Origin of the sequence: Vibrio sp. MACH09 (genome assembly GCF_033238805.1) — a bacterium.
GTDB lineage: Bacteria > Pseudomonadota > Gammaproteobacteria > Enterobacterales > Vibrionaceae > Vibrio.
Genome location: NZ_BSFZ01000002.1, coordinates 1147333 through 1160079, shown reverse-complemented (window position 1 = coordinate 1160079; position 12747 = coordinate 1147333). Strand labels below are relative to the sequence as shown.

General features: G+C 40.9%; 11 protein-coding genes. 2 read left to right on the top strand and 9 right to left on the bottom strand.

Going from position 1 to position 12747, the window contains the following annotated elements; genetic code table 11:
- Nucleotides 1-51 precede the first annotated feature (51 nt).
- From CHJ_RS20340 to CHJ_RS20330, 3 genes are all read right to left on the bottom strand, one after another.
- Nucleotides 52-720, bottom strand: a complete 669-nt coding sequence (locus tag CHJ_RS20340; protein ID WP_317918822.1) for a hypothetical protein — start codon at nt 718-720, stop codon at nt 52-54.
- A gap of 318 nt (nt 721-1038) precedes the next feature.
- Nucleotides 1039-1329: a hypothetical protein gene (locus CHJ_RS20335; protein WP_317918821.1), complete on the bottom strand. Its 291-nt coding sequence runs from the start codon at nt 1327-1329 to the stop codon at nt 1039-1041.
- A 546-nt stretch (nt 1330-1875) separates the two neighbouring features.
- Nucleotides 1876-2736 carry a LysR family transcriptional regulator gene (locus CHJ_RS20330; RefSeq protein ID WP_317918820.1) on the bottom strand — a complete coding sequence of 287 codons (861 nt, stop codon included), beginning with the start codon at nt 2734-2736 and terminating at the stop codon, nt 1876-1878.
- Nucleotides 2737-2835: 99 nt separating this feature from the next.
- On the opposite strand from CHJ_RS20330, the gene CHJ_RS20325 reads away from it, so the two are divergent.
- Nucleotides 2836-3795, top strand: coding sequence for a nitrilase family protein (locus CHJ_RS20325; RefSeq protein ID WP_317918819.1), 960 nt, complete (start codon nt 2836-2838; stop codon nt 3793-3795).
- A 234-nt stretch (nt 3796-4029) separates the two neighbouring features.
- Here CHJ_RS20325 and CHJ_RS20320 read toward each other — a convergent pair whose 3' ends face one another.
- Nucleotides 4030-4512 (bottom strand): DUF2938 domain-containing protein, encoded by a 483-nt coding sequence (locus CHJ_RS20320; protein ID WP_317918818.1) that lies wholly within the window; start codon nt 4510-4512, stop codon nt 4030-4032.
- A gap of 89 nt (nt 4513-4601) precedes the next feature.
- Here CHJ_RS20320 and CHJ_RS20315 point away from each other — a divergent pair, with 89 nt between their 5' ends.
- Nucleotides 4602-4976, top strand: coding sequence for a helix-turn-helix domain-containing protein (locus CHJ_RS20315; protein WP_171753693.1), 375 nt, complete (start codon nt 4602-4604; stop codon nt 4974-4976).
- A gap of 146 nt (nt 4977-5122) precedes the next feature.
- Here CHJ_RS20315 and CHJ_RS20310 read toward each other — a convergent pair whose 3' ends face one another.
- The 5 genes from CHJ_RS20310 to CHJ_RS20290 form a co-directional block, all read right to left on the bottom strand.
- Entirely contained in the window at nt 5123-6298 is a 1176-nt protein-coding gene (locus CHJ_RS20310; protein WP_171753697.1) for a sodium:proton antiporter, read from the bottom strand.
- A 224-nt stretch (nt 6299-6522) separates the two neighbouring features.
- Complete coding sequence (locus CHJ_RS20305) at nt 6523-9276, bottom strand: cation-translocating P-type ATPase (RefSeq protein WP_171753698.1); 2754 nt, start codon at nt 9274-9276, stop codon at nt 6523-6525.
- A gap of 532 nt (nt 9277-9808) precedes the next feature.
- Nucleotides 9809-9952, bottom strand: a complete 144-nt coding sequence (locus CHJ_RS20300; protein ID WP_171753953.1) for a hypothetical protein — start codon at nt 9950-9952, stop codon at nt 9809-9811.
- Between the two features lie 430 nt (nt 9953-10382).
- Nucleotides 10383-12083, bottom strand: coding sequence for a response regulator (locus CHJ_RS20295; protein ID WP_317918817.1), 1701 nt, complete (start codon nt 12081-12083; stop codon nt 10383-10385).
- A gap of 6 nt (nt 12084-12089) precedes the next feature.
- The gene (locus CHJ_RS20290; RefSeq protein WP_317918816.1) at nt 12090-12629 is read right to left on the bottom strand and encodes a heme NO-binding domain-containing protein; all 540 of its coding nucleotides are present in this window, start codon (nt 12627-12629) and stop codon (nt 12090-12092) included.
- Nucleotides 12630-12747: the final 118 nt, after the last annotated feature.

Genomic DNA, 12747 nt, shown 5'->3' with positions numbered 1-12747 from the left:
ATAAAAATCGATAATCAGCACCGTTCTGACTCATTTCTGGACATAAATCATTTAGGCGTTTTGACTTGTTGTAGCTTTAAGATCATCTAGGATTAGTTTGTAAGCAATTGAAATTGCGGTTGTAGTTAGTAGTGTTGTCACCATGCCTATAATACTTTTAACAAAGAAAGGGGTATCAAAAAGAAGTAAAAGTACAATCAATGGTATTGTCAGCAGTAACGGAAACAAAATTACGGTCATTGCAATATACATTTTGTATTTACTTGTTAAATGCCAAGAGTACTTGAAAGATACCCCTTTACCCAATGCTATTGCAGGGAATACCAGTGCTAGACGAGTCCCTAAAATCACCGCTGGTATCATCAGAGCTAATACAGCTAGTCCCATGAAATAGGCCAAACCTCCGATAGCCAAAAAAGCAATAGTCAGAGCCAAATAGTGGCCTAAGAACCATATAGCCGTCTTATCAAACGTAATGCCAGCCCATATTGATGTAGGTTTGCTTTCTATTAATATCGTTCTATGTATGTTTAGAGATATCATTGAAGCTATTACCAAAGATATGAATTGAGTACCAATGATAGCCATAGTATCTTGCACATCAGAACATAGAACATCCCATCCAATAGAAAGACATACAGGTACTAGTAAAGCTGTTACCAAGTTTGATCTATAGCTATGTACATACAAAAATACGCCTAGTATGGTTTTTTTAAACATGTTCACTCCTAGTGAATTATGCACTTTGTGTCCTAAATTAATTAGGAATGGCACCATACTATTATTAGCATCATACATCCACTGATATGGATGTATTTATATGTTTAATATAAGAAAACTGTCTATTTAAACTCCTTTAGACATCGTTTTTTAATCTACCTAAAGCTATTCAACCTTAAATACAAAACCATTTTTATCAAAAATACCAAGTGTAACCAGCCCAAAAAGGTTGCATAAACGCATTCTGAGTATTGCTCTCAAGCAACCATATCGGATTAGAAAAATAATTTTGTTACCTTATAACGCTTGTATGAGAAATTAGACCAACATTGCTTCTTTAGTTTCAATTAGTAATCTAGCTACTTCCAGAGTTTTTTTACTATTGGTAGACAAGCCCATGGAACCTAATTCTACTTTAATTAGGTATGCCGAAATTTCATGATCTTTAGAATCATTAAGTAAGAGCTTGAACACTTGTGGCAGATATGAGTGATATTCATCACGAGCCATTGGTATGTCACAAACACCAATAGGATCCCAAAGGTAAAATAGGATTTCATCAACTCGTCGATAAAGTCCTTTTTCCGAAATACTGAGTTTATTATTCATATATCCCTAACACCCAACTAATACTACCAAAAACAGATAAATGCCATTTCTGTATATCACCTTAAACACCAAACTCATCGCAGACTTAAAGTGCCACACGTGTTTGGTCGGTTTGAATTGTTAATTATGAGTATACAGGCTCAGAAACAAAAGCCACAAATGTAGTAATCCACGAACAACGTCATGGCATCATAGCAATCTTGTTTCGTCCAGTTCTCCAATCCAACTCCTTATCCATTGAAAATCCCTACCATACTCATAACATCTAATTGTCGTGCAAGTACGAACCTGAATCTACCAAGTTTTCTTACACTGTATTAGCATAAGAAAATGTAAGTCAAATCATACTTAAATGAACTGAGTTATTAATAGACAGTAACACCGATAGGAGTATTTCCACCTTAACAAACGCCAACTGTTATGGCCCTATCTAGCACTGCCCTACATAATGTTAAACAGGAACTGGATAGAGTTAGAATTTAAATTGATGTTATGTTTTTAAAATAAGGCGAGAGAAAACACCACTACATCTAAAAACTTATCCTTCTATTTTTCGATAAGTTTAATAAAATTATCTCTGGCAGGGTTATCCATATCTTCATTCCAAATTAAGCCTACATCCCATTTGGCACTCACACCACGTAATGAAATAAACGCCACACTATCATTAGCGATCTGTTCAACACTGGCGGGGACAATGGTAAAACCTAGGTTCGCAGAAACTAAAGCTAAAAGCGTCAAAATATCATCCGCTTCTTGGACTGGCTGCAAAACTTGTTTGTGCTCCACAAGTAGTTCTTTTATCTGCTGGTTCAGCCCCTGTCCACGCGATGGATTTAGTCTTAAATAATCTAAATGACGCAACGAGTCCCACAACTTGCTTTCATCTATGATTCGACTTCGATGGACAGCGACAACCAAATGGTCAGAAGACAGTTTCATACCTTTTAATGGCGCCACAACTGGAAGCCGATTAAATCCGAGCTGAAGTTCACCACGAAGTATTGCTTTCGCTTGACGTTGTGACGGCATGTCGTTGAGTGTGATATGAATATTCGGAGCCATGAGCTTGAACTGAGCGATGTACTGCGGAGCTAAATGATAGGAGGATATTCCAAAGCCAATGTTCAAATAACCTGTTGTTCCCTCGGCCACTAAGTCCGTTAAAGCTTGGAAGGATTCAAAGCTTGCAATCATGCGCTTGGCTTCAGGTAATAGAGTCATTCCTGCCTGAGTCAAACAAGCCCCTTTTCTCCCTCTATCAAACAGAGAAACTCCTGAATGCGCCTCAAGACGCTGAATTTTTTTAGTTAAGGCCGACTGTGTAATGCACAGATGTTCAGAGGCGACACGATAATTACCATCTTCGGCTAACTGACAAAACGTACGCAATTGATCAATATTCATTCCAATATCTCATTGATTTGGGAATATTCTTCATTATACGGAATGTAACGGGATTTTTATACTGACACCATCAAATCGAAACAGCAGAGGAAAACCCTTATGAAAGATGTGCGTGTTGCGTCAGTACAATTTAATCACCGAGCCAATGACAAGGCGTACAACTTGTCTGTTATTGAGCACTACGTAGAAAAAGCAGCAATGCAAAATGTGAAGATTATTGTCTTCCCTGAAATGTGCGTTGCTGGGTACTGGCACGTTTCACGATTAAGTAGAGCAAGCATTCAATCTTTGGCGGAGTTTGTACCTCAAGGAGAAACTAGCCAAGTTTTGACGGATATGTCTATAAAATACGACATAAGTATTGGTGTAGGCTTAATCGAAAAGGATGAAGCGGGAAACCTCTACAACAGTTACATTATGGCGATGCCTGATGGGAAAGTTGCTAAACATCGTAAGCTTCATACCTTCGTGAGCAAATACATGGCCAGTGGCAATGAGTACACGGTATTTGACACACCACATGGCTGCCGCGTTGGTGTACTTATCTGCTGGGATAACAATTTAGTCGAGAATGTTCGGATAACCGCGTTAAAAGGTGCTGATATTCTCATTGCGCCGCATCAAACTGGTGGTTGTCATTCTCGTAGCCCAAATGCTATGGGGCTCATCGACACTCAACTATGGTTTAATCGCAAACAAAATCCCGAGGCTATTCGGGCAGAAATGCAAGGGCCAAAAGGACGTGAATGGCTAATGCGTTGGCTACCAGCACGCGCTCATGACAACGGAATGTTTCTAATATTCAGTAATGGTGTGGGTGTTGATATGGATGAAGTCAGAACTGGAAATGCAATGATACTAAATCCATACGGACAGACACTTGTTGAAACAGATAGTGTTGATAACGATATGGTCATTGCAGATTTAAAGGCAGAAGAGTTGGATATGTGTACGGGTAAACGTTGGATTCGAGGTCGCAGACCTGAGCTTTATCAACCTCTAACACTTCAAGGCAATGAACTATCACCTTTCCATGCAAGATTTTCTAATGAGAACTAACTTAGGTTTCTGGTAGAGTCGCGAGCATGGATATGCAATTGTGAATCCGAAGCTTTTTAAAGGGACCGTCGCTTTATGTAACTAAGTCCAGATGTGTTAGTTTCTTTTACTCATTTTGCGCAGTATCAAACCGCCATTGCTTCAGTATGGGTAACTCCCAAATGGATAGATGGAGTAAAGGAAAAAAGCATCATTTAAAAAAATAACGCTATTTCCTTCAAAAGGCAGGTGGATTCACTTTAGGATAACTGCAGTCACAAATAGGCCTAATCCGTAGAAACTGTGTGCTAATAAGCTTAATCCCCTAGCCTTCCACGGAGAGGGCGTTTTACTTGCTGCAATCCCAAAGCCTAGGCAAGGTTGGATGATGAAGAAAGGAAAAATCAGGGTCACAATACCGGTGTTCAGAGCGACAATCATACTTGGATCAGCAAGCCACGCTTCTCCCATCAGTAATACAAGAATCAAAGCGAAAACAATGCCTATCAAATAATGTAGGCTCCAACCAAAAAACACTTCTCCCTTGACTGGTGGCGTAGCCATGATTGGCCGATGCATTAGTTTTCCCCTTGGAATTAAAACTACCCATCGTGCTACAAGTGCGTAGTTAAGAGATGGAATACCTAATAGTCGTTTTTGTAACAAAGCCCATGCATCCATAATTACAGTGGCGCCAATACCCACCAGAATTGTTTGTAACCAAATTGATATATCCAAGCGATATTCCTTATTGTATTTCTTCAAGAATTTGATAGATTGCAAGCATGATACAACTTGAAGTCGACTTTAAGTCAAGGGTGAATTTTATGGATATTGCAGAGGTGTCTCGTGAGTCTGGGTTAAAACCTTCAACACTGAGATATTATGAAAAGCTTGGGCTTATTCAGCCTATAGGTAGAAAAGGGCTTCGGCGGCAGTACGCACAAAATGTATTGAACAAATTGAGCATTATCTCTTTGGGACGAATGGCGGGATTGTCGCTAAGTGAAATCTCAGCGATGTTCGATAAAAACGATGAATTGGCGATCGATCGAGCATTACTCACGCAAAAAACGATAGAAATTGATGCGCAGATTAAACGGTTACAAGCTATACGAGATAGTCTTAATCATGTCGCAAATTGCCCAGAACCATCTCACTTAGAGTGCCCATCATTCCAGAAAATGATGAAATCAGTTTAAAGTAGACGACTGTCCCCACTGTTAGTTTCCGTAGTCTCGCAATCCGGAAATCCGCAACGCCAACCAGTTCACTTTGTAGATTCATGTTTTCCCGATTTGATGGGGTTTTATTCGGGGAAAATGGGGGAAAGCTCCCCCAAGTTAATTTAAGCGGTCGTTTGCGAAGGTTTTATCGCAACGGAAATAGGGTCTGGCTCAATCAGTTTTTTCACGACCAGAATGAACCCACCTGTCATGATCAAGTTTAGCGCCAATGCTAACATTGAGATGGTGATAATCGGTCCACCAAAACCGTAGCTTAAGCTGATCATGATAACACCTGCTCCCACTTCTCCTCGCGGACACATTGCTAATGAAAGGGCTAAACGCTCCTTTAGGCTAGCCTCTTTTCTATAACAAAATAGCGGAAACATTTTTCCTATGTTAGCGATAAGAGTGATCCAGAGAACATGTTTCGCAATTTCACGAATTCCCATAGAGTCGACGGTTGTTATTAAGCTTGTTGATTCCACAACGGGCTCTACCGAACCAAACACCTGCGGAAGAGAAAGCCCTACAAGAACCATAAAGCTACCAGCCACCGCCGTTGATACGCTTTCGTCACGCTTGGACTGATGTTGAGATTTCATCAAACAACCTAGAACGAATGCGGGTAGCAACACTTCGAAATGCACACTCGACTTGATATAGAAAAGCTCACACGCTAACGCAATGACAATCGAATAGATCAAAAGCATTGGAGCACTAGACGGAATCTTCCATTGGTGCAAATAGTAATAACCTAACGCCAACATAGCGAACATCAGCACCACTGTAATTCCCATCATCGGATTCCAACCAATCACGAGAATAGAGAGAGGGATCATCAATAACACGGTATCGAGATCATCAAATATTGCCAGCACTCTTGCCTTAGCAAAAACCCAAGTGGCTCCTAAGCCCGCAGCCGCCAACATAGCAAACAGCACGCCAGCAGAGGTAGGGGCAGCAAAACGGCCTATGATAAATAACTCTTTCCATACATCTGCGTTGCTCCACATACTTTGTGGAAAAAGAACAAACAGAAAGTAGAGTGTCACACCAAGCCAAGGAAAGGTGGCGGTTGTCATTGCAACCACATAATCCCAGCCATATTGTTTCAGGTTATTCTTATTGATTTCGAACTCACGCCCAACGTTTATCATGATATAGCTCAGCGCTATCATCGTCAGGACTAGGATAGCGGGCTTAAAGCTAGCGTAGCTATCAATAAGAGCGGGCAATAACTGTGACATTACCAGCCCACTCAGTAGTAAAATAGAATAGATAAGTACTTTATACATCAAGCTACTCCGAAAAATAACAGCCACTGAATTCAATGGCTGTAGTTTGGTTTAAACGGGACGGATTAACTTGAGCAGCTTGCTATTAAAGTCAAACTACCAAAATAACCCAAGAAGAACTTCGCAAAGGTTTTGTTCGCCTTATCTTCATCTCTCATGTTTACCCCTTATTTTGCTTGTGATACTTATGTTTAGGGGTGAGATAGATTTCTCACCCCTAAAATTTAAACAAACTTCGTTTTGGTTAGCTCTTTCAGTCCTGACAGGACAATTGTTGGTAGAGCTGAAACCAGAATAACGACAATAAGATGCGTTCCACTTAATGCTTCAGTACCAAAAATCACTTGACCGATACCAGAGTAGATAACACTCAGTGATAACGTTGCAGATAGAGCAACCGCACCTAACAGCTTGGTGTTAGTGAATGGATTTTTACGGAACAGCGACGTGAATGTTCTTGAATCAAACAGGTGCCACAGTTGAGCAAAAATCAACATCATAAATGCCATTGTTTGCGCATACGCCGAGCCATAGCCAGCTTGCAGAGCCCAACTAAATGCTAGGTAACTCATTCCGCCTAATGCTAAACCACGTACCACAATTCGCGTACCTAGGTGATCACTGAAGAAGCCTTCGTTACGTTTACGAGGTTTACGCTCCATCAAATCTTTCTCTTCAGGCTCAACACCTAAAGCAAGTGCAGGAAGACCATCAGAAACCAGGTTAATCCAGAGAATCATTAATGGAGTCAGTGGCAAAATCGCCTCTGGTCCCATTGCCAGAAATGCAAACAGAATAACCGAGACTTCACCTACGTTAGCGGTTAACGCTTGACGGATAAACTTACGCAGGTTATCGAATATCTGACGCCCTTGGCGAACCGCTTTCACAATGGTGCTAAAGTTGTCATCCAGTAAAATAAGATCACCCGAATCTTTAGCCACCGATGTTCCTGTGATGCCCATTGCAACACCGATATCCGCTCGACGAAGTGCTGGAGCGTCATTAACGCCATCCCCTGTCATTGCGGCAACTTCGTTGTTGTATTGCTGCGCCTGTACGATGCGCAGTTTATGCTCTGGTGTTACACGAGCAAACACGGCAACCTGTGGACAGATTTCACGAAGATCGTCATCGCTCATATCATCCAGTTCACTACCAGTTACGACCTTATCTTCCTCACTACGGATGATGCCGATATCGCGAGCAATCGCTGCCGCTGTCACCGCATGGTCACCGGTGATCATTACTGTTCTTACACCTGCGTCATAACAGCTATCAATAGCTTCACGAACTTCAGGACGTGGTGGATCCATGATGCCAAACAGGCCTAGAATGGTAACGTCTTTCTCTAGCTCTTCTGGATCCTTCTTCAGGTCTTCTTCGGACAGTTCACGGTAACCAACCGCAAGAGTACGTAACGCTTGGTCAGCAAAATCATGTATTGCTGCTTCGTAGTTGATCACTAACTCTTCTGCAGGATTAGTTGCAAGGGCTAGGTTTCCGTCTGTTGATGTCGCACAATGGTCAATGATCGCGCCATCAGACATGAACGCAGAAGCTTTACCAAGTACAACATCTGGTGCTCCCTTAATGGCGAGGAAAAGCTGTCCCGTTTGTGAGCGGACAATGACAGACGCCATTTTACGAGCAGAATCAAATGGGTATCTTTCCACAATGGTAAACATACCGCTGTCTTTAATTTCTTGCTGGTTTAGACCGGCTTTACTTGCAGCAACAATGAGCGCACCCTCAGTTGGATTACCACGAACGCGTGAGTTATCTCCATCTTGAATGTATTCCGCTTCATTACATAAAGTTGCTACCGTCAACCCATGTAGCATTTCAGGGCTGTCGTTCACTTTTGTAGCGTGTGACACAGGTTTAAACTCACCTTCCGGAGAGAACCCCTTGCCACTGACTTCCCACTGACGACCGCTTGCGTCATAGGCTTTCATAACTTGCATTTGGTTTTGGGTTAAGGTGCCGGTTTTATCGGAACAAATAACCGTTGTTGAGCCAAGAGTTTCTATTGCTGATAGGCTTTTTGCTAGCGCATTGTTCTTGACCATGCGGGCAGAACCCATCGTTAATACGATAGAGATAACCGTTGGTAATCCTTCAGGTATTGCTGCAACTGAAAGTGAAATACCAGTATTAAGAATTTCCAGCCAAGGCATTCCATAAGTAAGCCCGATAGCACAAATTACCGCAACAACGCCCAATGCAGCCACCATCAAAATCTTAGCAATGGTATCCATACGCTCTTGCATTGGCGTTTTTGTTTCTTCTGTGTTGCTCATCATATCGGCAATATGACCAACTTCGGTCTGCATACCAATTGTGGTAACAACACCGACACCACTACCTGACGTCACCATAGTGGTCATAAAGCCCATGTTCACTTGATCGCCAAGACCAATATGATCATCCTCTAGCGCAGCTGATGACTTATCAACAGGCTCGGACTCTCCGGTCAATGCCGCTTCATCGATAGACAGTCTATTCGATTCAATAATGCGAATGTCGGCGGCAAGAATGTCACCCGTATTAACTTTTAATATGTCACCGGGAACCAGTTCCTTAGCCTGTACATCAACCCATTCACCATTACGTCTCACTTGCGCGGTGGGTGCTGCCATTTCACGCAGTGCTTCCATTCCTTTTTGAGCTTTAAACTCCTGCCAAAAAGCAATAATGGCGTTAATAAATATAATTACTGTGATTGCAACAGCATCAATTATATGGCCAGTAAAAAAAGAGACGATTGCGCCTATTCCCAAAATAAAAATCAGCGGGTTTTTGAACTGATGTAAAAAAAGTTCAAGCGCGGATTTTTTATCTTGCTCATCTAATTCGTTCGCACCATATTGAGCCTGACGTTCTTTCACTTCGTCTGTTGATAAACCTTGCTCAACTGTTGTACCCATCATAGATAAGGTATTATCAACCTCTTCAATAAACCATTTTTTTGTCATTGTTTTCTCCAATAGAAAATAAGTCAGCCGCTTACCTGCCAATACAGCAAATAATAACAAGCAACTAACAAAGATATTCCTCTCTCACTCAATATAAATACTTGCACACTAGTACAAAATAAATTGAACTCCAATCCATAAAGAGAGAGAAATATAATTTAAGAATATTTGGGACAGCCATTAAATTAACTAAAAAAATTATTCGTGTAATTATTATTTGGATAGCACAAGCGCAGTTCAGGAGCATTCATTGATTAAAATCAAGCATTTCACCTAAATTGCCAAATTGATCCGATACAATTGAAACAAAATGTAAATAACATTACGTCCTAACAGAATTATAAACTCAGTATTTCCGAGGCTTTCCAGCCATTAAAGGCCAAATCATTCATGCGGTTAGTTAGACATAAGGAATCATTCATCCAGATAATTGAAATATTACTAAGTTCTTAAACAATAATCCTAGAAATAGTCTGAATAATAAAAAAGGCAGCCATAAGGCTGCCTTTTTTATTTATAAATATAGGTTTGTTTAATCGTTACCTTCAAATACCAGCATTAAAGCCGGATCTGCCGCACTAACACCTGTCGTTATCGTTAAACCTGCTAAAAGCGCAAAAACCATGTATTTACCAATTATTATTGCCATTCCTATTGCATTAATCACCTTATTCATATATTCACCTCAACTATGCGATACATATTTATCAATATTTAATTACTAAAATTAATCTAACAAAGGAATGTGATTATTTTGTCAATTTATTGTCAGCAATAGAACTAAGTTGAAATTTCATGACATAGAACTAACAGTTAAAATAAAAAGCATAATAAAAATCGATAACATCTTAATCGAGACATCTTTGATTAAATATTAAAACTCAAACTAAAGAATAAAGTTAAAACAAACCAATCTGTTAATATATTAATTTATTTTTCTTATCTATACTCAAGTGACCTCAAGATGCAGGATTCAGAACAACATCAACAAGTTCAGTTCAAGAAAGATAATTGAAGGAATGGCATTCCCTTTCAAGATTATCTGCCGCAAAAATGGGCGTGTTGATGTGCTCCCAAAGGGCGAGTTTTATTGATTGCTGCATAGGCTAACCTACCCAATGAGTCACCGTCTGCTTCAGTTCATTTGCGGTATAGGGTTTGATTAGTATGTCGTTCATACCGACGTCGATACACCTTTGCCGTTCTTCGAGGGTAGAACTGGCGGTTAATGCCACAATAGGTGTGGCCACGCCCTGTTTTCTTAGCTGCTGTGTTGCTTGAAAGCCATCCATTTCCGGCATACGGCAGTCCATAAAGATGAGATCATAGTCAACGGAGCTAACGGCATTTATTGCTTCTAACCCGTTCCAACATGTATGCGGCTCAATCCCCATTTTTCCTAACATCTCTTTCACTATTATTTGGTTAAGGCTGGCGTCATCCACAACGAGTATCTTCAGTTTTTTCCAATCTATATCCACACTCTCAATGGCCATTGAACCATCAGCACACTGACTCTCATCACCTTCGGGAATCGCTATCTGTACTTTAAATGTCGTGCCTTTTCCTAACTCACTCTCACACTCTATTCCACCTTCCATCAATTCGGTCAAAATTTTACATATGGCTAAACCAAGCCCTGAGCCTTCATGTGCTCGACGACTCGACCTGTCCACCTGCACAAACGCGTCAAACAGCGCACCTAATGCGGATTCCGGAACCCCTATTCCAGTATCGACAACATCGAAGCTTAAACAGCCCATTGACCAGCTGGCATTTAGCCTCACCTCACCTTCTGTTGTAAATTTAAATGAATTACCTATCAAATTAACCAGTATCTGCTTAATTCTGTCCAAGTCACCAAATAGCACAGGAGGGATATTATTGGTACTGATGATGAAACATACATTTGTTTCGGCAGATTTGGCTGCAAAAATTCCATTAATAGACTCTTCTAAGCGGCTCCAGAGAAAATGCTTGGGTACAATCTCCATCATCCCTGCATTCATTTTACTAAAGTCGAGCAAGTCATTTATGATCACTCGCAGCAACTCTCCCCCCTGAACTAAGTTGCCTAAATACTGTTGTTGTTGTTCTGAAAGCGCAGTGCGTTGAAGTAAATCCACACTTCCCAATACTCCATTTAACGGTGTTCTTAACTCATGGTTTATCATGGCGACAAACTCTTTTGTCGCCTTATCAGACTCTTCGGCACGTAATCGCAATTCCACTTCTTGTTGCCACACCAAACTCCGAATTAACGCAACTCTGATTAACTCTCCAACTAAGGTGAGTTTGTTCAGGATAGTATCTTGGTCTACCTCGCTAGAGTCGACAACAAACACAAAACCTGCTGCTTGTTTACCTTCAAACATTATAGGTAGGAATAATCGTTCTCCATTCCAGCAACTCATTTTACATAACTGATTCTCACACCCTTGAAGTTCCAAATTGCCATATTCACTTAATGACAAGCTATCAAAGACCTCTACATTGATATGCAATAGAACATCCGTCACGACAGGGTTATAGGCAATCCTTCTAACCAATGAATGCAGTTGCACCTCGTTGAGTTTTTTCTCAAGAAAAGAGCGGCCAAAACTGATGAGAACTTTATCGATGTACTCTTCAAATTCAAGCTTACGCAGATGTTGCGCGGAACGCTTCTCTAATTGGCTCATGGCTAACTGAAGCTGTTGATTGAGCTGATATAACTCTAAGCTCTTATCTTCTAGCAGCTTTTCTGCTGCTTTTCTGGCCGCTGATTCACGCTTGAGTTTGCGCTCAAGGTGCACTAACTCATTCATATGCCCCTAACTCCTAACCAGCGAAAAACGAACCTGCTTACCAGCCTCATCGACCGGATTCATGGTGATGACTATCTGCTCATTGAAATGACTCGCGCACCCTTTAACCAAACCAAAACAGACATGGCTCATGCAGCGAACACTTCGATAGTCAAACATCATTTCAGTTTCAGTTTCACTAATAAAATCAAAACTTGGCGGGTTAGAGTCTGGGTAGAGTTTCTTTACTTCTACGTGTATATAATCCTCTACATGACGAATAAACTGGAAAGCAGTTTGACACTCCTTAAGTCCCGCTTGATTTGGAATGGTGCTATACAAATTATCAAACACACTCTCTCCAAATACCTCTTGGAGATCTGTTGCGGGTATACCCGTTTTGTTGCTTAAAGCGATAATCAACTTAACCAAGCTACGGTGATCATAGGACCCCGCAGTGGTATATACGCCTTCATCCGTCGCAGCATCTAAAACGTTATCTAACGTCTCTAGGCCGAATTTTTCTTCTACCAACTGCATGAACTCTGTAAAAATGATTCCCTTCACTCATCAATCCCTTTGGAAAAAACGTATTTAGAGTAAGCATGAGCAATAGCTGACTATTTTTCAAACCTAAATGTCAACAAACCGCTAATCATCTCTTTGCATAATCGCTCTGCTCAAC